At 53.5% G+C, this 19,935-nt stretch carries 20 protein-coding genes and 5 tRNA genes; 22 read left to right on the top strand and 3 right to left on the bottom strand.

Annotated features, from left to right (window positions below; genetic code table 11):
• Nucleotides 1–13: 13 nt before the first annotated feature.
• From odhB to pnuC, 21 genes are all read left to right on the top strand, one after another.
• Nucleotides 14–1,234, top strand: coding sequence for a 2-oxoglutarate dehydrogenase complex dihydrolipoyllysine-residue succinyltransferase (gene odhB / locus AAEY27_RS15255; RefSeq protein WP_342321528.1), 1,221 nt, complete (start codon nt 14–16; stop codon nt 1,232–1,234).
• 121 nt (nt 1,235–1,355) lie between these two features.
• Nucleotides 1,356–2,522 (top strand): ADP-forming succinate--CoA ligase subunit beta, encoded by a 1,167-nt coding sequence (gene sucC, locus AAEY27_RS15250; RefSeq protein WP_017455943.1) that lies wholly within the window; start codon nt 1,356–1,358, stop codon nt 2,520–2,522.
• Entirely contained in the window at nt 2,522–3,391 is an 870-nt protein-coding gene (gene sucD / locus AAEY27_RS15245) for a succinate--CoA ligase subunit alpha (RefSeq protein ID WP_342321527.1), read from the top strand. Before sucC ends, sucD begins: the two co-directional genes overlap by 1 nt.
• An 846-nt stretch (nt 3,392–4,237) precedes the next feature.
• A complete protein-coding gene (cydA, locus tag AAEY27_RS15240) occupies nt 4,238–5,806 on the top strand; it encodes a cytochrome ubiquinol oxidase subunit I (RefSeq protein ID WP_342325591.1) in 1,569 nt (522 codons plus the stop codon).
• A gap of 15 nt (nt 5,807–5,821) precedes the next feature.
• Nucleotides 5,822–6,961 carry a cytochrome d ubiquinol oxidase subunit II gene (gene cydB / locus AAEY27_RS15235; protein ID WP_342321526.1) on the top strand — a complete coding sequence of 380 codons (1,140 nt, stop codon included), beginning with the start codon at nt 5,822–5,824 and terminating at the stop codon, nt 6,959–6,961.
• 14 nt (nt 6,962–6,975) lie between these two features.
• On the top strand, nt 6,976–7,089 hold the full coding sequence (gene cydX / locus AAEY27_RS15230; RefSeq protein ID WP_342321525.1) for a cytochrome bd-I oxidase subunit CydX: 114 nt from the start codon (nt 6,976–6,978) through the stop codon (nt 7,087–7,089).
• A complete protein-coding gene (gene ybgE, locus AAEY27_RS15225) occupies nt 7,089–7,382 on the top strand; it encodes a cyd operon protein YbgE (protein ID WP_342321524.1) in 294 nt (97 codons plus the stop codon). Before cydX ends, ybgE begins: the two co-directional genes overlap by 1 nt.
• Before the next feature lie 148 nt (nt 7,383–7,530).
• Nucleotides 7,531–7,935 carry a tol-pal system-associated acyl-CoA thioesterase gene (gene ybgC, locus AAEY27_RS15220; RefSeq protein ID WP_342321522.1) on the top strand — a complete coding sequence of 135 codons (405 nt, stop codon included), beginning with the start codon at nt 7,531–7,533 and terminating at the stop codon, nt 7,933–7,935.
• A complete protein-coding gene (gene tolQ / locus AAEY27_RS15215; RefSeq protein ID WP_342321521.1) occupies nt 7,932–8,624 on the top strand; it encodes a Tol-Pal system protein TolQ in 693 nt (230 codons plus the stop codon). Before ybgC ends, tolQ begins: the two co-directional genes overlap by 4 nt.
• 3 nt (nt 8,625–8,627) lie before the next feature.
• Nucleotides 8,628–9,056, top strand: a complete 429-nt coding sequence (gene tolR, locus AAEY27_RS15210) for a colicin uptake protein TolR (RefSeq protein ID WP_342321519.1) — start codon at nt 8,628–8,630, stop codon at nt 9,054–9,056.
• Between the two features lie 39 nt (nt 9,057–9,095).
• Nucleotides 9,096–10,337, top strand: coding sequence for a cell envelope integrity protein TolA (gene tolA, locus AAEY27_RS15205; RefSeq protein WP_342321518.1), 1,242 nt, complete (start codon nt 9,096–9,098; stop codon nt 10,335–10,337).
• A gap of 131 nt (nt 10,338–10,468) precedes the next feature.
• Complete coding sequence (gene tolB / locus AAEY27_RS15200; protein WP_342321516.1) at nt 10,469–11,761, top strand: Tol-Pal system beta propeller repeat protein TolB; 1,293 nt, start codon at nt 10,469–10,471, stop codon at nt 11,759–11,761.
• 33 nt (nt 11,762–11,794) lie between these two features.
• Nucleotides 11,795–12,310 carry a peptidoglycan-associated lipoprotein Pal gene (pal, locus tag AAEY27_RS15195; protein ID WP_342321514.1) on the top strand — a complete coding sequence of 172 codons (516 nt, stop codon included), beginning with the start codon at nt 11,795–11,797 and terminating at the stop codon, nt 12,308–12,310.
• Nucleotides 12,311–12,319: 9 nt separating this feature from the next.
• Nucleotides 12,320–13,123 (top strand): cell division protein CpoB, encoded by an 804-nt coding sequence (gene cpoB, locus AAEY27_RS15190; protein ID WP_342321513.1) that lies wholly within the window; start codon nt 12,320–12,322, stop codon nt 13,121–13,123.
• A 164-nt stretch (nt 13,124–13,287) separates the two neighbouring features.
• A tRNA-Lys gene (locus AAEY27_RS15185) sits at nt 13,288–13,363 on the top strand.
• Nucleotides 13,364–13,489: 126 nt separating this feature from the next.
• Nucleotides 13,490–13,565: transfer RNA gene (locus tag AAEY27_RS15180), tRNA-Val, on the top strand.
• Between the two features lie 3 nt (nt 13,566–13,568).
• Nucleotides 13,569–13,644 (top strand) — tRNA-Lys (locus AAEY27_RS15175).
• Nucleotides 13,645–13,794: 150 nt separating this feature from the next.
• A tRNA-Lys gene (locus tag AAEY27_RS15170) sits at nt 13,795–13,870 on the top strand.
• A gap of 121 nt (nt 13,871–13,991) precedes the next feature.
• Nucleotides 13,992–14,067: transfer RNA gene (locus AAEY27_RS15165), tRNA-Lys, on the top strand.
• A 267-nt stretch (nt 14,068–14,334) separates the two neighbouring features.
• Complete coding sequence (nadA, locus tag AAEY27_RS15160; RefSeq protein WP_342321512.1) at nt 14,335–15,378, top strand: quinolinate synthase NadA; 1,044 nt, start codon at nt 14,335–14,337, stop codon at nt 15,376–15,378.
• 38 nt (nt 15,379–15,416) lie between these two features.
• Nucleotides 15,417–16,136: a nicotinamide riboside transporter PnuC gene (gene pnuC / locus AAEY27_RS15155; RefSeq protein WP_342321510.1), complete on the top strand. Its 720-nt coding sequence runs from the start codon at nt 15,417–15,419 to the stop codon at nt 16,134–16,136.
• Here pnuC and zitB read toward each other — a convergent pair.
• Complete coding sequence (gene zitB / locus AAEY27_RS15150) at nt 16,133–17,065, bottom strand: CDF family zinc transporter ZitB (RefSeq protein WP_342321509.1); 933 nt, start codon at nt 17,063–17,065, stop codon at nt 16,133–16,135. The genes pnuC and zitB overlap by 4 nt on opposite strands.
• Nucleotides 17,066–17,180: 115 nt before the next feature.
• Entirely contained in the window at nt 17,181–17,558 is a 378-nt protein-coding gene (locus AAEY27_RS15145; protein WP_342325589.1) for a YbgS-like family protein, read from the bottom strand.
• Nucleotides 17,559–17,876: 318 nt separating this feature from the next.
• Here AAEY27_RS15145 and aroG point away from each other — a divergent pair, with 318 nt between their 5' ends.
• On the top strand, nt 17,877–18,929 hold the full coding sequence (gene aroG / locus AAEY27_RS15140; protein WP_342321507.1) for a 3-deoxy-7-phosphoheptulonate synthase AroG: 1,053 nt from the start codon (nt 17,877–17,879) through the stop codon (nt 18,927–18,929).
• A 77-nt stretch (nt 18,930–19,006) separates the two neighbouring features.
• On the opposite strand, the gene gpmA is transcribed toward aroG, so the two are convergent.
• Nucleotides 19,007–19,759, bottom strand: coding sequence for a 2,3-diphosphoglycerate-dependent phosphoglycerate mutase (gpmA, locus tag AAEY27_RS15135; RefSeq protein ID WP_342321506.1), 753 nt, complete (start codon nt 19,757–19,759; stop codon nt 19,007–19,009).
• Between the last annotated feature and the right edge of the window lie 176 nt (nt 19,760–19,935).

The following is a 19,935-nucleotide window of genomic DNA, read 5'->3' as shown; positions in this document are numbered from 1 at the left end:
TAAAGGATAAATAATGAGTAGCGTAGATATTCTTGTTCCCGATCTGCCCGAGTCCGTAGCTGACGCGACCGTAGCGACCTGGCACAAAAAACCAGGCGATAGCGTCAAGCGCGATGAGGTTCTGGTCGAAATCGAAACTGACAAAGTGGTACTGGAAGTCCCGGCTTCAGCGGACGGTATTCTGGATGCGGTTCTGGAAGATGAAGGCACCACCGTCACTTCCCGCCAGATCCTTGGCCGCCTGAAAGAAGGCAACAGCGCTGGCAAAGAGAGCAGCGCGAAATCGGAAGAGAAAGCGTCCACGCCAGCCCAGCGCCAGCAGGCGTCGCTGGAAGATCAGACCAACGACGCGCTGAGCCCGGCGATCCGTCGTCTGCTGGCTGAGCACAATCTTGAAGCCAGTGCCATTAAAGGCACCGGTGTTGGCGGTCGCATCACCCGCGAAGATGTGGATAAGCATCTGGCGAAAGCCCCGGCAAAAGAAGAGAAACCGGCGCCTGCTCCGGCAGCCAGTCCGGCGCCGCAACTGGCGGGCCGCACTGAAAAACGCGTTCCGATGACCCGCCTGCGCAAACGCGTGGCTGAGCGTCTGCTGGAAGCGAAAAACTCCACTGCCATGCTGACCACGTTTAACGAAGTCAACATGAAGCCGATCATGGATCTGCGTAAGCAGTACGGTGACGCGTTTGAAAAACGTCACGGCATCCGTCTGGGCTTTATGTCGTTCTACGTGAAAGCCGTGGTGGAAGCGCTGAAACGCTACCCGGAAGTGAACGCGTCCATCGATGGCGATGACGTGGTTTACCACAACTATTTCGATGTCAGCATGGCCGTTTCCACGCCGCGTGGCTTGGTTACACCGGTGCTGCGCGATGTCGACACCCTCGGCATGGCGGATATCGAGAAGAAAATCAAAGAACTGGCGCTGAAAGGCCGTGACGGCAAACTGACCGTTGAAGATCTGACCGGCGGTAACTTCACCATCACCAACGGCGGCGTGTTTGGCTCGCTGATGTCCACGCCTATCATCAACCCGCCGCAGAGCGCGATCCTTGGCATGCACGCCATTAAAGATCGCCCGATGGCGGTGGATGGCAAGGTTGAGATCCTGCCGATGATGTACCTGGCGCTCTCTTACGATCACCGTCTGATCGACGGCCGTGAGTCTGTGGGCTACCTGGTGGCGATTAAAGAGCTGCTGGAAGATCCGACGCGTCTGCTGCTGGACGTCTAGTCGGTCCAGGCCCGGTTTGCGCCGGGCCATAAAAGTAGTAGGCCGGATAAGCGAAACGCTATCCGGCGAAAAAACGCGACAGACACCCTGATAATGATTACCTGAAGGATGGATAGAACACATGAACTTACACGAGTATCAGGCGAAACAGCTTTTTGCCCGGTCAGGTCTGCCGACTCCGGTTGGTTACGCCTGTACTACCCCGCGTGAAGCAGAAGAAGCGGCATCGAAAATTGGCGCAGGTCCGTGGGTCGTAAAATGCCAGGTCCACGCTGGTGGCCGTGGTAAAGCGGGTGGCGTAAAAGTCGTCAACAGCAAAGAAGATATTCGCGCCTTCGCGGAAAACTGGCTGGGTAAACGCCTGGTAACCTACCAAACAGACGCTAACGGCCAGCCGGTGAACCAGATTCTGGTGGAAGCCGCGACCGATATTGACAAAGAGCTGTACCTGGGCGCGGTGGTTGACCGTAGCTCCCGTCGCGTGGTGTTCATGGCTTCGACTGAAGGCGGTGTGGAAATTGAAAAAGTGGCGGAAGAAACCCCGCACCTGATCCACAAAACCACCATTGACCCGCTGACCGGCCCGATGCCGTATCAGGGGCGTGACCTGGCGTTCAAACTGGGTCTGGAAGGCAAACAGGTTCAGCAGTTCACCAAAATTTTCATGGGCCTGGCGACCATTTTCCTTGAGCGCGACCTGGCGCTGATCGAAATCAACCCGCTGGTTATCACCAAACAGGGCGACCTGATTTGCCTCGACGGCAAACTGGGCGCGGACGGCAACGCACTGTTCCGCCAGCCGGAACTGCGCGAAATGCGCGACCAGTCTCAGGAAGATCCGCGCGAAGCGCAGGCGGCACACTGGGAACTGAACTACGTTGCGCTGGACGGCAACATCGGTTGTATGGTTAACGGCGCAGGTCTGGCGATGGGTACCATGGACATCGTGAAACTGCACGGCGGCGAACCGGCTAACTTCCTGGATGTGGGCGGCGGCGCGACCAAAGAGCGCGTAACCGAAGCATTCAAAATCATCCTGTCCGATGAGAACGTGAAAGCGGTTCTGGTTAACATCTTCGGCGGCATCGTGCGTTGCGACCTGATCGCCGACGGTATTATCGGTGCGGTGGAAGAAGTGGGTGTTAACGTGCCGGTGGTTGTGCGTCTGGAAGGTAACAACGCTGAACTGGGCGCCAAGCGTCTGGCGGACAGCGGCCTGAATATTATCGCAGCGAAAAGTCTGACGGATGCAGCGCAGCAGGTTGTTGCCGCAGTGGAGGGGAAATAATGTCTGTTTTGATTGATAAGAACACCAAAGTTATCTGCCAGGGCTTTACCGGTAGCCAGGGGACTTTCCACTCTGAGCAGGCGATTGCTTACGGTACGCAGATGGTTGGCGGTGTGACGCCAGGTAAAGGCGGCACCACGCACCTCGGTCTGCCAGTGTTCAACACCGTGCGTGAAGCCGTGGACACCACAGGCGCGACCGCGACGGTAATTTATGTTCCGGCGCCGTTCTGCAAAGATTCGATTCTTGAAGCGATCGACGCGGGCATCAAACTGATTATCACCATTACTGAAGGTATCCCGACGCTGGATATGCTGACGGTGAAAGTGAAGCTGGACGAAGCAGGCGTGCGCATGATTGGCCCGAACTGCCCTGGCGTTATCACCCCTGGCGAATGCAAAATCGGCATCATGCCGGGTCATATTCACCAGCCGGGTAAAATCGGCATCGTTTCCCGCTCCGGTACGCTGACGTATGAAGCGGTGAAACAGACCACGGATTACGGTTTCGGTCAGTCCACTTGTGTGGGTATCGGTGGCGACCCGATTCCGGGTTCTAACTTTATCGATATCCTGAAACTGTTCCAGGAAGACCCGCAGACAGAAGCGATCGTCATGATCGGTGAAATCGGCGGGAGCGCGGAAGAAGAAGCGGCGGCGTACATCAAAGACCACGTCACCAAACCGGTGGTGGGTTACATCGCCGGTGTGACCGCGCCGAAAGGTAAACGTATGGGCCACGCTGGCGCCATCATCGCTGGGGGCAAAGGGACAGCGGATGAGAAATTCGCCGCGCTGGAAGCCGCAGGCGTGAAAACCGTTCGCAGCCTGGCCGATATCGGCGAAGCGCTGAAATCCGTGATTAAGTAATCCATTATCAAATAAAAAGATCGTGCTCCCCCATGTAGGGGAGCAGACATTCTCGACATGGTTGGCCGCCCCCGTAGCGGCCTTTTTTATTGCCTGCGTTTATGGCTCGCAGCGCATTCAGTGAATGTCCACGCAATGGATGTTATGACGTCCGCTAACAGGCGTGCTGGAGGGGCGAAAAAATCACCGTTATGAATAGAATCGGTAAGAAGAGAAGGTGCCGGGCTTTTTTCCAAATGATTCCAGAACGGTGTTAACAATAATAACCTCAAAGGTAAGATAATTGTGAAATAACATAAAAAGGCTAATAGGATGATTTTTCATTATCCAAAATGACTCTCCCGTTTCGTTTACTCATCCCCAAACTGCCTCGCCTTATCTTGCTTTATCCGTCGATTGGTAACCATACCTTGCGTTACAATAAACATGCCATTAACACTGGTATTACTGCGTGGAAACGTTAAATACAAAATTAACACGAATAATGAATAATGATTTAAATCAATATTTAAATGCTTGGAAAAACGGTCAAAAATCGTTAAATTGTCGCCGATCAAATTGACCGCTAAGTGGTAAATTCGCTATAAATTGATCGCTGTCGAAAAACGCAAAACATATCCGATAAAAACCTTTTTATTGCAAGGGGTTTACGGAGTAATATATTCGCGAGATCAATTCGAGTTTTTTATTAACCTGGTTGTAACTTTTTTTATTCATTTCTATCTTCAATAAGACAGTTAGAAAGTGAATAAAACTGTGCAACAAATTTGTATTGGGGCATGCGTGTGAATCCTCGTTTAACGAGGGTCACTCTCGGAGTCTTCATGCGATGAGCAAGGAGTCATGATGTTAGATATAGTCGAACTGTCACGCTTACAGTTTGCCTTGACCGCGATGTACCACTTTCTGTTTGTGCCACTGACGCTCGGTATGGCGTTCTTGCTGGCCATCATGGAAACGGTCTACGTCCTCTCCGGCAAACAGATCTATAAAGATATGACCAAGTTCTGGGGCAAGTTGTTTGGTATCAACTTCGCGCTGGGCGTGGCAACCGGTCTGACAATGGAGTTCCAGTTCGGGACTAACTGGTCTTACTATTCCCACTATGTTGGGGATATCTTCGGTGCGCCGCTGGCCATTGAAGGTCTGATGGCCTTCTTCCTCGAATCCACGTTTGTGGGTCTGTTCTTCTTCGGTTGGGATCGTCTGAGCAAAGTACAGCACATGGCGGTCACCTGGCTGGTGGCACTTGGCTCCAACTTATCTGCATTGTGGATCCTGGTCGCAAACGGCTGGATGCAAAACCCCATCGCCTCTGATTTCAACTTCGAAACTATGCGTATGGAAATGGTGAGCTTCGCCGAACTGGTGCTCAACCCGGTTGCGCAGGTGAAATTTGTTCACACTGTTGCGTCTGGCTACACCTGCGGCGCGATCTTCATTCTCGGCATCAGCTCCTACTATTTGTTGCGCGGTCGCGACGTCGCTTTCGCGAAACGCTCCTTTGCCATTGCTGCCAGCTTCGGTATGGCTGCAGTGCTCTCCGTTATCGTACTGGGTGACGAATCCGGTTACGAAATGGGCGACGTGCAAAAAACCAAATTGGCTGCCATCGAAGCGGAGTGGGAAACCCAACCGGCTCCGGCGGCGTTTACTCTGTTTGGTATTCCTGACCAGGATAAGCAAGAGAACAAATTCGCTATCCAGATCCCGTTCGCGCTCGGCATCATCGCCACCCGTTCGGTGGATACGCCAGTTATCGGCTTGAAAGATCTGATGGTGCAGCACGAAGAGCGTATCCGTAACGGGATGAAAGCGTACCAGTTGCTGGAGCAACTGCGTTCTGGCTCTGCCGATCAGTCTGTTCGCGACCAGTTCAATAACGTGAAGAAAGACCTCGGTTACGGTCTGCTGCTCAAACGTTATACGCCGAACGTGACCGATGCGACCGATGCGCAAATCCAGCAAGCCACCAAAGATTCTATTCCGCGTGTTGCGCCGCTGTACTTTGCGTTCCGCCTTATGGTGGCGTGTGGCGTGCTGATGCTGCTGATTATCGGTGCGTCGTTCTGGACCGTGATTCGTAACCGCATCGGTGAGAAAAAATGGCTGCTGCGCGCTGCGCTGTACGGTATCCCGTTGCCGTGGATCGCCATCGAAGCCGGTTGGTTTGTGGCGGAGTACGGCCGTCAGCCATGGGCGATTGGCGAAGTGTTGCCGACCGCTGTCGCGAACTCATCGTTAACCGTGGGCGATCTGCTGTTCTCAATGATTCTGATTTGCGGCCTTTATACGCTGTTTATGGTGGCGGAAGTGTTCCTGATGTTCAAATTTGCTCGCCTTGGGCCGAGCAGTCTGAAAACAGGTCGCTATCACTACGAGCAGTCCTCTGTGGCTTCTCAACCGGCACGCTAAGACAGGAGTCGTCAAATGATCGATTATGAAGTATTGCGTTTTATCTGGTGGCTGCTGGTTGGCATTCTGCTGATTGGTTTTGCGGTCACCGACGGCTTCGACATGGGCGTGGGGATGTTAACCCGCGTGCTGGGTCGTAGCGACACCGAACGCCGCGTGATGATTAACTCCATCGCGCCACACTGGGACGGTAACCAGGTATGGCTCATCACCGCGGGCGGCGCGCTGTTCGCCGCATGGCCGATGGTTTACGCTGCGGCGTTCTCCGGTTTTTATGTGGCGATGATCCTCGTACTGGCGTCATTGTTCTTCCGCCCGGTAGGTTTTGACTACCGTTCGAAAATTGAAGACGTGCGCTGGCGCGGCATGTGGGACTGGGGCATTTTCGTAGGTAGCTTCGTGCCGCCGCTGGTGATTGGCGTGGCCTTTGGCAACCTGCTGCAAGGCGTACCGTTCCACCTTGATAACGATATGCGTCTGTTCTACACCGGTAACTTCTTCCAGCTGCTGAACCCGTTTGGTCTGCTGGCCGGTATCGTCAGCGTTGGGATGATCCTCACTCAGGGCGCGACTTACCTGCAAATGCGCACCGTGGGCGAACTGCATCTGCGCGCTCGCGCTACCGTGCAAATCGCCGCATTGGTGACGCTGGTTTGCTTCGCACTGGCTGGCGTATGGGTGGTGTACGGTATTGACGGTTATGTGGTGACATCTGTGATGGATCATCACGCGCCATCGAATCCGCTGACCAAAGAAGTGGCGGTGCAGGCCGGCGCCTGGCTGACCAACTTCAATAACATGCCGTTGCTGTGGGCGATCCCTGCGCTGGGCGTGGTGCTGCCGCTACTGACCGTATTGACCGCGCGTTTGGATAAAGCCGCCTGGGCGTTCGTGTTCTCTTCACTGACGCTGGCGTGCATCATCCTGACCGCAGGCATCGCGATGTTCCCGTTCATCATGCCGTCAAGCACCATGCTGAAAGCAAGCCTGACCATGTGGGATGCGACATCGACTCAGCTGACGCTGAACCTGATGACCTATGTGGCGCTGGTGTTCGTGCCGATCATTCTGCTGTACACCACCTGGTGTTACTGGAAAATGTTCGGTCGCATCACCAAAGAACACATCGAAAGCAACACCCACTCTATGTACTAAGTAAGGAGCAGAATATGTGGTATTTCGCATGGATTTTAGGAACGCTTCTTGCCTGTGCTTTTGGAGTGATTACCGCGTTGGCGCTGGAACATGTTGAAGCGTCGAAAGCCGGGAAAGAAGAACACTGATGGATAACATTATCGCAAAACTGTATGCGGTAATGGATAAGGGCCCGTTAAGGGCCCTTTCCTTAGTGATGGCATTACTGCTGGCGGGGTGCATCTTTTGGGATCCTTCGCGCTTCGCGGCCAAAACCAGCGAGCTGGAAATTTGGCACGGTCTGTTATTGATGTGGGCGGTCTGCGCCGGGGTTATCCACGGGGTTGGTTTCCGTCCTCGCGCGGTACGCTGGCAGGGTATTTTTTGCCCGCTGATTGCCGATCTGGTCCTGCTTGCGGGTCTGATTTTTTTCTTCTTTTGAATAAGAAATATCCGCTATCCTCATGGGCTTGCAAAAGCCCATAAATTTTTACTCTCCGTTTACTTGAACCCATTCCAAACCACCTTTCCCGCGCGTATAGTAGCGAAGTTTGAACGCTCTAACCTTTTGTGCATTACCGGGATGTAAAGTGAATACAACGCTGTTTCGATGGCCGGTTCGGGTCTATTACGAAGACACCGATGCCGGTGGCATGGTTTACCACGCCAGCTACGTTGCTTTTTATGAAAGAGCCCGCACTGAGATGCTGCGCCACCATCACTTTAGCCAACAGGCTCTGCTGGCTGAGCGCGTCGCCTTCGTGGTTCGCAAAATGACGCTAGAGTATTTTGCACCCGCCAGACTCGACGACATGCTCGAAGTCCAAACGGAAGTTACATCAATGCGTGGAACCTCAATGGTTTTCTCGCAGCGGATTGTCAACGCAGAGAACAACGTGCTGAACGAAGCTGAAGTGCTGATTGTCTGTGTTGATCCACTCTTAATGAAGCCTCGTGCGCTTCCCAAGTCTATTGTCGCGGAGTTTAAGCAGTGACTGACATGAACATCCTTGATTTGTTCCTGAAGGCAAGCCTTCTGGTCAAACTTATCATGTTGATTTTGATTGGTTTTTCAATCGCATCCTGGGCAATCATCATCCAGAGAACGCGCATCCTCAACGCAGCAGGGCGCGAAGCGGAAGCATTCGAAGATAAGTTCTGGTCCGGCATTGAACTGTCTCGTTTGTATCAGGAAAGCCAGGGACGCCGCGATAACTTGAGCGGTTCCGAACAAATCTTCTATAGCGGGTTTAAAGAGTTTGCCCGCCTGCATCGCGCGAATAGCCACGCGCCAGAAGCGATTGTCGAAGGGGCATCCAGAGCGATGCGTATTTCGATGAACCGCGAGCTGGAAAGCCTCGAAAACCATATTCCTTTCCTCGGTACCGTGGGTTCCATCAGCCCTTATATTGGTCTGTTTGGTACGGTATGGGGGATCATGCACGCCTTTATCGCGCTTGGCGCGGTGAAACAAGCTACGTTACAGATGGTCGCGCCAGGTATCGCCGAAGCGCTGATTGCCACCGCGATTGGTCTGTTTGCGGCCATTCCGGCGGTTATGGCATACAACCGTCTGAACCAGCGCGTGAACAAACTGGAACTGAATTACGACAACTTTATGGAAGAGTTCACGGCTATTCTGCATCGCCAGGCGTTTGCCAGCAGCGACAGCAACAAGGAGTAAGCCATGGCCAGATCGCGTGGACGGGGCAGCCGTGCTGTTAAGTCCGAAATCAACATTGTACCGTTGCTGGACGTGTTGCTTGTGTTGCTGCTGATCTTTATGGCGACAGCACCGATCATCACACAGAGCGTAGAGGTCGATCTGCCGGACGCGACGGAGTCGCAGACCGTCAGCACCAATGACGATCCTCCGGTCATTATTGAGGTTTCCGGTGTCGGACAGTACAGCGTGGTAGTGGAAAAAGATCGTCTGGATCAACTGCCACCTGAACAAGTGATTGCGGAGGCGCAGCGTCGCCTGCAATCCAATCCGAAAACCGTGTTCTTAATCGGCGGGGCGAAAGACGTGCCTTACGATGAAATCATTAAAGCGCTGAACCTGTTACATAGCGCGGGTGTGAAATCGGTTGGCTTGATGACGCAGCCTATCTGATCACCGGCTTAACAGGCGGACAGTTTTTGGGAACCGAGAGTGTCAAAGGCAACCGTACAAAACGACAAGCTTAAGCGAGCGATAATCATCTCGGTAGTGCTGCACGTAATATTGGTGGCGCTACTGATTTGGAGTTCGTTCGATGAGCATATTGATGCTTCTGCGGGCGGCGGCGGTGGCTCCTCGATCGACGCCGTAATGGTCGATCCGGGCGCGGTGGTGGAGAATTACAACCGCCAACAGCAGCAGCAATCCAGCGCTAAACGCGCGCAAGAGCAGCGTGAAAAACAGGCGCAACAGCAGGCGGAAGAGCTGCGTGAAAAACAGGCCGCCGAGCAGGAACGTCTGAAACAGCTTGAGCAGGAACGTTTGCAGGCGCAGGAAGCGGCTCGCGAACAAGCTGAACAACAGAAGAAAGCGGAAGAAGCGGCAAAGCAGGCGCAACAGCAGCAGAAACAGGCTGAAGAGGCGGCTGCGAAAGCGGCGGCTGACGCGAAAGCCAAAGCCGATGCGCAAGCAAAAGCGGCGGAAGAAGCCGCGAAGAAAGTTGCTGCGGATGCCCAGAAAAAGGCGCAAGCCGACGCCGCGAAAGCCGCAGCAGATGCACAGAAAAAAGCTGAAGCTGAAGCGGCCAAAGCCGCTGCCGACGCGAAGAAAAAAGCCGAGGCTGACGCCGCGAAGAAAGCGCAGGCGGAAGCTGCTAAGCAGGCCGCCGCCGAGAAAGCCGCAGCGGCGGAGAAAGCGGCCGCCGAAAAAGCTGCCGCGGCAGAAAAGGCCGCAGCCGAGAAGAAAGCCGCCGCAGCAGAAAAAGCAGCAGCGGATAAGAAAGCAGCCGCTGAAAAGGCTGCCGCCGCGAAGAAAGCCGCCGCCGAAAAAGCCGCAGCCGCCGCAGGCGTTGACGATCTGTTTGGTGACTTGAGCTCCGGTAAGAATGCCCCGAAAACGGGTGGTGGAGCGAAAGGCAACAATGCAGCACCGTCAGGTTCAGGTAACAATAAGAACAACGGTGCTTCCGGCGCGGATATCAGTAACTATGCAGGGCAGATTAAATCGGCGATCGAAAGCCGCTTCTATGACGCCTCCTCCTACGCGGGGAAAACCTGTACGTTACGCGTCAAGTTGGCACCTGATGGCATGCTGTTAGATATTCAGTCTGAAGGGGGCGACCCGGCACTCTGTCAGGCCGCACTGGCAGCCGCAAAACAGGCAAAAATGCCGAAGCCGCCAAGTCAGGCTGTGTATGAAGTGTTCAAAAATGCGCCGCTGGACTTCAAACCATAAGGTACACTTTCCTCGCGACCTGGCGGGGAAAAGGGTGTGAAAGTGGTTCCAACGCGGGTAGTTTTGTCTTATTGGTTTGTTAAAATTCTGCTAAGTTATCGCGGGTTTTCCGCCCGGATAAGGGAGATATGATGAAGCAGGCATTACGTGTTGCATTTGGTTTTTTAATGCTGTGGGCAGCCGTGCTGCACGCAGAAGTACGTATCGAGATCACCCAAGGGGTGGACTCGGCACGTCCGATTGGCGTTGTGCCTTTCCAATGGGCTGGCCCTGGCGCCGCACCTGAGGATGCTGGCGGTATCGTTGCTGCGGATTTGCGCAACAGCGGTAAATTCAACCCGCTCGATCGCTCCCGTTTGCCGCAGCAGCCGGGCAGCGCACAAGAAGTTCAGCCGGCCGCATGGTCTGCGCTGGGCATCGATGCGGTGATTGTCGGTCAGGTGACCCCAAATCCTGACGGCAGCTACAACGTCGCTTATCAGCTGGTTGATACCGGTGGTGCGCCGGGTACCGTGCTGGCGCAAAACTCCTTTAAAGTGAACAAACAGTGGCTGCGTTATGCCGCTCATGCCGCCAGTGATGAAGTGTTTGAAAAACTGACCGGCATTAAAGGCGCGTTCCGTACCCGTATCGCCTATGTCGTTCAGACGGCGAACAGCCAGTTCCCATACGAACTGCGCGTCTCCGATTACGATGGCTATAACCAGTTCCTCGTTCACAAATCACCGCAGCCGCTGATGTCGCCCGCATGGTCTCCGGACGGTTCGAAACTGGCGTACGTGACCTTCGAAAGCGGCCGTTCCGCGCTGGTTATCCAGACGCTGGCTAACGCCAGCATTCGCCAGGTGGCTTCCTTCCCGCGTCATAACGGTGCACCGGCATTCTCGCCGGACGGTACCAAGCTGGCGTTCGCCCTGTCGAAAACCGGTAGCCTGAACATCTATGTGATGGACATTGGTTCCGGTCAGATTCGCCAGGTGACCGATGGTCGCAGCAACAACACCGAACCGACCTGGTTCCCGGATAGCCAGAACCTGGCTTTTACTTCCGACCAGGCGGGTCGTCCGCAGGTTTATAAAGTCAGCATTAACGGCGGCGCGGCACAGCGCATCTCCTGGCAGGGTTCTCAGAACCAGGATGCAGACGTGAGCAGCGACGGTAAATTTATGGTGATGGTTAGCTCTGACAATGGTCAGCAGCACATCGCTAAACAAGATCTGGAAGCGGGTGGCGTACAAGTTCTGTCGTCGACGTTCCTGGATGAAACGCCAAGTCTGGCACCTAACGGCACAATGGTCATCTATAGCTCTTCTCAGGGGATGGGATCCGTGCTGAATCTGGTTTCTACAGATGGGCGTTTCAAAGCGCGTATTCCGGCGACTGATGGACAGGTCAAATTCCCTGCCTGGTCTCCGTATCTGTAATAATAAATAATTGATTATAAAGGAATCAAAGAAATGCAACTGAACAAAGTGCTGAAAGGCCTGATGCTGGCTCTGCCTGTAATGGCGATCGCTGCATGTTCTTCTCACAAGAACAACGCTAGCGATCAGAGCGGCGAAGGCATGATGGGTGCTGGCACTGGCATGAACGGCAATGGCAACATGTCCTCCGAAGAACAAGCGCGTCTGCAAATGCAACAGCTGCAGCAGAACAACATTGTTTACTTCGATCTGGACAAGTATGACATCCGTTCTGACTTTGCAGCGATGCTGGATTCTCACGCTAACTTCCTGCGTAGCAACCCGTCCTACAAAGTCACCGTAGAAGGTCACGCGGACGAACGTGGTACTCCGGAATACAACATCTCCCTGGGCGAACGTCGTGCTAACGCCGTTAAAATGTACCTGCAGGGTAAAGGCGTTTCCGCTGACCAGATCTCCATCGTTTCTTACGGTAAAGAAAAACCTGCAGTACTGGGTCACGACGAAGCGGCTTACGCTAAAAACCGTCGCGCCGTACTGGTTTACTAAGAGAATTGCATGAGCAGTAACTTCAGACACCATCTGTTGAGTCTGTCGTTACTGGTTGGCATAGCGGCCCCCTGGGCCGCTAATGCTCAGGCGCCAATCAGTAGTGTCGGCTCAGGCTCGGTCGAAGACCGTGTCACTCAACTTGAGCGTATTTCTAATGCTCACAGTCAGCTTTTAACTCAACTCCAGCAGCAACTCTCCGATAATCAGGCCGATATTGACACCCTGCGTGGGCAAATCCAGGAAAGTCAGTATCAACTGAATCAGGTGGTTGAACGCCAACAGCAAATTTTGCAGCAAATCGGCAATCTTAGCGGCGGTGGAGCGGGGCAGGCGCAGCAGGCTTCTGGCGATCAGAGCGGTGCGGCAACGCAGGCTCCGGCAGCGGATGCTGGCGCGAATAACGACGCGGCCAGTACGGGCACGCCGGTACAGAGCGGTGACGCTAATACTGATTACAACGCAGCGATTGCCCTGGTGCAGGATAAATCCCGCCAGGATGATGCTATCGCCGCGTTTCAGAACTTCGTCAAAAAATACCCTGATTCAACTTACATTCCGAATGCCAACTACTGGCTCGGGCAGTTGAATTACAACAAGGGTAAAAAAGACGATGCGGCGTACTATTTCGCCTCCGTGGTGAAAAATTTCCCGAAGTCGCCTAAAGCGCCTGACGCGATGTTTAAAGTCGGCGTGATTATGCAAGACAAGGGAGACAGTGCTAAAGCGAAAGCGGTTTACCAGCAGGTGGTCAGTAAATACCCTGGTACCGATGGCGCGAAACAAGCACAAAAACGCCTTGGTTCGATGTAATGCATAGCGCATGACCAGAAATCGTGGTTTTTCTGGTCTTGTCGCATGAATCATAAGCAGTTAAGTGATGTTCGTCGAAATTGTTGTTGCGCTGAATTCTTAAATCAGTAATATATGCCGCCGTTGCCACGGGATATCTCTTAAGCCTGAAGCAATGCAAAAGTGGGTCGTTAGCTCAGTTGGTAGAGCAGTTGACTTTTAATCAATTGGTCGCAGGTTCGAATCCTGCACGACCCACCAATTAACATCGCGGTGGAGATGTTAAACGTGAAGGATAACGTTGCTTCAGCAACGGCCCGTAGGGCGAGGCGAAAGCCGAGTCATCCTGCACGACCCACCAAGTAATGCATTATCCAGCGTAGTATCGGGTGATTAGCTCAGCTGGGAGAGCACCTCCCTTACAAGGAGGGGGTCGGCGGTTCGATCCCGTCATCACCCACCACTCGGGTCGTTAGCTCAGTTGGTAGAGCAGTTGACTTTTAATCAATTGGTCGCAGGTTCGAATCCTGCACGACCCACCAATTTAACATCGATGTGACGATGTTAAACGTGAAGGATAACGTTGCGTCAGCAGCGGCCCGTAGGTCGAGGCGACAGCCGAGATCATCCTGCACGATCTACCACTTAATGTGGTTCCGAGACAAAATTATCTTCGAAGTCACTACCCGAGCGGGTCGTTAGCTCAGTTGGTAGAGCAGTTGACTTTTAATCAATTGGTCGCAGGTTCGAATCCTGCACGACCCACCAAGTTTTCATATTGGTGACGGTGTTGAACGTGAAGGATAACGTTGCTTCAGCAACGGCCCGTAGGGCGAGGCGAAAGCCAAGTCATCCTGCACGACCCACCACTTCGAAGAAACCCCATAAAGGGTCGTTAGCTCAGTTGGTAGAGCAGTTGACTTTTAATCAATTGGTCGCAGGTTCGAATCCTGCACGACCCACCAATGTAAAAAAGCGCCCTAAAGGCGCTTTTTTGCTTTCTGCAATTCAAAAAGATTCGAACCCTAATCGTAGGCCTGCTAAGCGCAGCGCAGCGCCAGCAGGCGTTTGTTGCTGAATGCTCTTCTCGTTTTTACAACCCAAAAATTCACCACGACAATATTTGCACGATCGGCTATCTTGTTTAGTATATGAAACACAGGTGGTGTGATAACACCGTTCTGAACCATTGTTCTGGTTATTGTGTTAAGCAAGCAAAACGAGTAAGCAAAATGAGCGTAATGTTTGATCCCGAAGCCGCAGTCTACCCCTTTCCGCCAAAACCCGTGCCGCTGAGCCTGAATGAAAAACAGTTTTACCGTGAGAAAATCAAGCGTTTGCTCAAAGAGCGCAACGCGGTAATGGTCGCGCATTACTATACCGACCCGGAGATTCAACAACTGGCAGAAGAGACGGGCGGCTGTATTTCCGACTCGCTGGAGATGGCGCGCTTCGGTGCCAAACACCCGGCATCAACGTTATTGGTCGCCGGGGTGCGTTTTATGGGGGAGACCGCTAAAATCCTCAGCCCGGAAAAAACCATCCTGATGCCGACGTTGAACGCGGAATGTTCGCTCGATCTCGGCTGCCCGATTGATGAATTCAGTGCCTTCTGCGATGCCCATCCGGATCGCACCGTCGTGGTTTACGCCAATACTTCTGCCGCGGTAAAAGCCCGTGCGGATTGGGTGGTGACCTCCAGCATCGCCGTTGAGCTTATCGAGCATCTCGACATCCTGGGTGAAAAAATCATTTGGGCACCGGACCGCCATCTCGGCAGCTATGTGCAGAAACAGACCGGCGCAGATGTGCTGTGCTGGCAGGGAGCGTGCATCGTACACGATGAGTTCAAAACCCAGGCGCTGATGCGCATGAAAGCGCTTTACCCCGAAGCCGCCATTCTTGTGCACCCGGAATCCCCGCAAGCGGTGGTGAACCTCGCGGATGCAGTGGGTTCAACCAGCCAGTTAATCAACGCTGCGAAAACGCTGCCGCACCCGCAACTGATTGTCGCCACTGACCGCGGTATCTTTTATAAGATGCAACAAGCCGTGGCGGAAAAAGAGTTGTTCGAGGCACCAACCGCAGGCGAAGGGGCCACCTGCCGCAGCTGTGCGCATTGCCCGTGGATGGCGATGAACGGCCTGCAAGCGATTGCAGAAGGGCTGGAACATGGCGGCGCGGCACATGAGATACAGGTCGACGCCGCATTGCGTGAAAAGGCGCTGCTGCCGCTTAACCGCATGCTCGATTTTGCGGCTACACTACGTCCTTGAATAATTAATCACGCGTAACGTTACGCTCTGGGGAAAGAATGGATTTTTTTAGTACACAGAACATCCTGGTGCATATTCCCATTGGCACTGGGGGATACGATCTTTCATGGATTGAAGCCGTAGGCACGCTGGCGGGTTTACTTTGCATCTGGCTGGCGAGTCTCGAAAAGATCAGTAATTACGCCTTTGGCCTGATTAACGTTACCTTGTTCGCCATCATCTTCTTCCAAATCCAGCTTTATGCCAGCCTGTTGTTGCAGCTCTTTTTCTTCGCCGCCAACATTTACGGCTGGTACGCCTGGTCGCGGCAAACATCACAACACGAGGCCGCATTGCACATCCGCTGGTTACCGCTGCCCAAAGCGCTCACCTGGCTTGTCGTATGCGTTGTCGCCATCGGTCTGATGACGGTGTTTATCAACCCCGTTTTTGCTTTTCTGACCAGAATTGCGGTTAGCCTGATGCAAACGCTGGGGCTGAATGTGGTGATGCCGGAACTGCAACCTGACGCCTTCCCGTTCTGGGATTCTTGCATGATGGTGCTGTCGATCGTGGCGATGATTCTAATGACGCGCAAATACGTCGAAAACTGGCTGCTGTGGGTCATCATCAACGTGATTAGCGTGGTGATCTTCGCGCTGCAAGGCGTGTGGGCGATGTCGCTGGAGTATATGATCCTGACCTTCATTGCACTGAACGGTAGCCGGTTGTGGATTAATACCGCGCGTGAGCGGGGTTCTCACGCGCTGTCGCATTAATGATGATGCCCGTGGTGGTGGTCCGGCTGCGTCTCGCCGAGATGGCAGTCAGGCCCGCTACAGGGCTGGTACTCCATCTGAACCGTTGCATGTGCGATATCGTAATGATGCGCCAGAAAATGGTGTATCTCGCCGAGCAGTTTGTCATGGTCGCGCGGCGGAATGACCTGTACATGCAATGTCATCAACGGTTTTTCACCCACTTGCCAAACGTGAACGTGGTGCACATCGCGAACTTCCGGAATGGCACGGCGCAAATGGCGTTGTAACGCGGCAATATCCATCGAACCCGGCACACCTTCCAGCAGTTCATTAACGCTCTCTTTCATCAACCGCCATGCGCTGCGCAACACCAGCGCCGAAACCAGCACTGACAGGATGGGATCGATGGGCGTCCAGTTGGTCACCATAATCACCAGTGCGGCGATAATCGCGCCAACCGAACCGAGCAAGTCGCCGAGCACATGCAAGGCGGCGGCGCGAACATTCAAATTCTTCTCTTCGCTGCCGCGATGCAACAACCAGAATGCCAGCACATTCGCTAACAGCCCGGCGATGGCGATGACCATCATGGTAAAGCCCGCGACCGGCTGTGGGTGATTGAAACGCTGAATCGCTTCCCAGACGATCCACACGGTAATCAGCACTAACGCAAGCGCGTTGACAAACGCCGCCAGCGTGGTCAGGCGCAGCCAGCCAAACGTACGGTGGGCGCTGGGCGGTTGGCGAGCGAAATAAACGGCGAGTAAAGCGAAAAGCAGGGCGGCAGCGTCGGTAAGCATATGGCCCGCATCGGCCAACAGCGCCAGCGAGCCGGAAATAATCCCGCCCACGACTTCTATCAGCATGAAAACTGCGGTGACAGTAAATGCCAGCAGCAGACGGCGAGCATTGGCATCAGCAGGGGCGTGCGAGTGTGAATGCGCCATTCTGGATCCTTCCTTATAACCGTTAATTAACGGCTACATCATTGCAGATTTTTACCGGGCAGGAAGCAAAAAATAAGGAGAGCCGAAGCTCTCCTCTTTTGTTACGGCTTCACGGTTACTGCGTGGTGCCGTCAGTTTTGGTATCGACATCATTATTGGTGCCATTACCGGTTTCGACTTTCTTATTCACGTCCGGGCAACGGCCGTCTTTACACATGGTGTTTTTATGCACCTCATCTTTACTCATATGCCCGGATTGGTGCTGAGTAGAAGTGGAGTTGGTATTGGTGTTGCCGGTGTTGATGTTGCTGTTATCAACATTATTCGGCGCGATGTTTTGTTTCGCGTCAGGTGCAACCTGACCCGCTTCTGCCGCCGCATTCGCATCGCCGTTACCGGTGGTTGAAGACGAAGCGTCAGCAGCATAAGCTGCGCCGCCTGCCAGGGTCAGGGTAGTTGTCAGTAAAAGTGTCGCTAATTTGTTCATTTTCATCATGATGCTCCTGTTCTGGTCGTTTCCGCCGCCGTACTGGCCGACAAAAGCAGCGCGAACGAATTATCACGCTCAGTGGTCAAAGATGCCATTTCTGCCAATGATGGCAGCATGGAATAACGAAAAAATGCAAAACAAAGGTATTTACAGTTAAAAAGTGTAGTCGGGAAATCATCGCTTGCTACCTTTAAGCACGCTTTATGCAAATTCCAGGAATTATCCGCCCGAAGTGTAAAATCATGTTTACACTTCGCCGCGAGCGAGATAGATTGGACGGATTGCTTTTATTACAGAAAATATGTTCACACTGGAATGATCATGAATTATCAGAACGACGATTTACGTATTAAAGAGATCAACGAGTTATTACCGCCTGTAGCACTCCTTGAAAAATTCCCCGCCACAGAAAATGCCGCCCGCACTGTTTCTCATGCCCGCAAAGCGATTCATCAGATCCTGCGCGGTAATGATGATCGCCTGCTGGTGGTGATCGGCCCTTGTTCCATTCATGATCCGGTTGCGGCAAAGGAATATGCCTCGCGTCTGCTGACGCTACGTGAAGAACTGAAAGGCGAGCTGGAAGTGGTTATGCGTGTCTATTTTGAGAAACCGCGCACCACGGTTGGCTGGAAAGGGCTTATCAACGACCCACATATGGATAACAGTTTCCAGATTAACGACGGTCTGCGCATCGCGCGTAAGCTGCTGCTGGAAATCAATGACAGTGGCCTGCCTGCGGCGGGGGAGTTCCTCGATATGATCACGCCGCAATATGTGGCGGATCTGATGAGCTGGGGCGCGATTGGCGCGCGTACCACGGAATCCCAGGTACACCGCGAATTGGCTTCCGGCCTTTCTTGCCCGGTGGGTTTCAAAAACGGCACCGACGGCACCATCAAAGTGGCGATCGATGCGATCAACGCTGCCAGCGCGCCGCACTGCTTCTTATCTGTGACCAAATGGGGCCACTCCGCCATTGTGAATACGGCGGGCAACGGCGACTGTCATATCATTTTGCGCGGCGGTAAAGAGCCGAACTACAGTGCGAAGCACGTGGCGGAAGTGAAAACGGGTCTGAACAAAGCCGGGCTGGAGCCGCAGGTGATGATCGATTTCAGCCACGCGAACTCTAGCAAGCAGTTTAAAAAGCAGATGGAAGTGGGTACTGACGTTTGCCAGCAAATTGCCGGTGGCGAAAAAGCAATTATCGGCGTGATGATTGAAAGTCACCTGGTAGAAGGCAATCAGAGCCTCGAAAGCGGTGAAAAGCTGGTGTACGGCAAGAGTGTGACCGATGCCTGCATTGGCTGGGAAGATACCGACGCGATCCTGCGCCAACTGGCGGCCGCCGTGAAAGCCCGCCGCAGTTAATGAAACAGGCCGGATGGCGGTTTCGCCTCATCCGGCCTACGGCATAAACCGGGCATTAAAAACGTCCGGTTTTTTTATTACTTCGCTTTACCCTGGTTCGCTACCGCAGCCGCTTTCGCGGCGATCTCTTCCGCGTTACCCAGGTAGTAGTGTTTCAGCGGTTTGAAGTTTTCATCGAACTCATAAACCAGCGGCACGCCAGTCGGGATATTCAGTTCGAGAATTTCATCTTCGCCCATATTGTCGAGGAATTTCACCAGCGCGCGCAGGGAGTTACCGTGTGCGGCGATGATCACGCGCTCACCGCTTTTCAGGCGCGGCAGAATGGTTTCGTTCCAGTAAGGAATAACGCGATCGATAGTCAGCGCCAGGCTTTCCGTCTGCGGCAGTTCCGCTTCGGTCAGTTTCGCGTAACGCGGATCGTGGCCCGGGAAACGTTCGTCATCTTTGGTCAGTGCCGGCGGGGTCACCGCAAAGCCGCGACGCCACTGTTTCACTTGTTCGTCACCGTATTTTTCAGCGGTTTCTGCTTTGTTCAGACCTTGCAGCGCACCGTAGTGACGTTCGTTCAGTTTCCAGCTTTTCTCTACCGGCAACCATGCCTGATCCAGTTCGTCCAGAACATTCCAGAGCGTATGGATGGCACGTTTCAGCACAGAGGTATAAGCGAAATCAAACGTGTAGCCTTCATCTTTCAGCAGCTTGCCTGCTGCTTTCGCTTCGCCAACGCCTTTCTCGGACAGATCAACGTCGTACCAACCGGTGAAGCGGTTTTCATTGTTCCACTGGCTTTCGCCGTGACGAACCAGAACCAGCTTAGTAACAGCCATACACTTACTCCTGTGAGCCTGATTGAATGATAACAATTCTCATTATATTGCCAGAGTGAAAGCCCCGGCAACGAATACCCTTAACCATAGCGAAAATAGCCGCTGAGTGTAAGGTGCTTGTGAACAAGAGGTTATTAATCGTCAATAACTGGCGCATATTTCAGCAAAAAGCGGAA

The organism is Kosakonia sp. BYX6 (assembly GCF_038449125.1).
GTDB classification, from domain to species: domain Bacteria; phylum Pseudomonadota; class Gammaproteobacteria; order Enterobacterales; family Enterobacteriaceae; genus Kosakonia; species Kosakonia calanthes.
Note: the sequence above shows the minus strand (reverse complement) of the source record. Positions and strands in the feature narration are given on the sequence as shown.

Bases quoted from the DNA above. Each gene is read 5' to 3' on its own strand.
- odhB (WP_342321528.1), top strand. From the start codon at position 14: ATGAGTAGCGTAGATATTCTTGTTCCCGATCTGCCCGAGTCCGTAGCT.
- sucC (WP_017455943.1), top strand. From the start codon at position 1,356: ATGAACTTACACGAGTATCAGGCGAAACAGCTTTTTGCCCGGTCAGGT.
- sucD (WP_342321527.1), top strand. From the start codon at position 2,522: ATGTCTGTTTTGATTGATAAGAACACCAAAGTTATCTGCCAGGGCTTT.
- cydA (WP_342325591.1), top strand. From the start codon at position 4,238: ATGTTAGATATAGTCGAACTGTCACGCTTACAGTTTGCCTTGACCGCG.
- cydB (WP_342321526.1), top strand. From the start codon at position 5,822: ATGATCGATTATGAAGTATTGCGTTTTATCTGGTGGCTGCTGGTTGGC.
- cydX (WP_342321525.1), top strand. From the start codon at position 6,976: ATGTGGTATTTCGCATGGATTTTAGGAACGCTTCTTGCCTGTGCTTTT.
- ybgE (WP_342321524.1), top strand. From the start codon at position 7,089: ATGGATAACATTATCGCAAAACTGTATGCGGTAATGGATAAGGGCCCG.
- tolR (WP_342321519.1), top strand. From the start codon at position 8,628: ATGGCCAGATCGCGTGGACGGGGCAGCCGTGCTGTTAAGTCCGAAATC.
- tolB (WP_342321516.1), top strand. From the start codon at position 10,469: ATGAAGCAGGCATTACGTGTTGCATTTGGTTTTTTAATGCTGTGGGCA.
- pal (WP_342321514.1), top strand. From the start codon at position 11,795: ATGCAACTGAACAAAGTGCTGAAAGGCCTGATGCTGGCTCTGCCTGTA.
- cpoB (WP_342321513.1), top strand. From the start codon at position 12,320: ATGAGCAGTAACTTCAGACACCATCTGTTGAGTCTGTCGTTACTGGTT.
- nadA (WP_342321512.1), top strand. From the start codon at position 14,335: ATGAGCGTAATGTTTGATCCCGAAGCCGCAGTCTACCCCTTTCCGCCA.
- pnuC (WP_342321510.1), top strand. From the start codon at position 15,417: ATGGATTTTTTTAGTACACAGAACATCCTGGTGCATATTCCCATTGGC.
- zitB (WP_342321509.1), bottom strand. From the start codon at position 17,065: ATGGCGCATTCACACTCGCACGCCCCTGCTGATGCCAATGCTCGCCGT.
- AAEY27_RS15145 (WP_342325589.1), bottom strand. From the start codon at position 17,558: ATGAAAATGAACAAATTAGCGACACTTTTACTGACAACTACCCTGACC.
- aroG (WP_342321507.1), top strand. From the start codon at position 17,877: ATGAATTATCAGAACGACGATTTACGTATTAAAGAGATCAACGAGTTA.
- gpmA (WP_342321506.1), bottom strand. From the start codon at position 19,759: ATGGCTGTTACTAAGCTGGTTCTGGTTCGTCACGGCGAAAGCCAGTGG.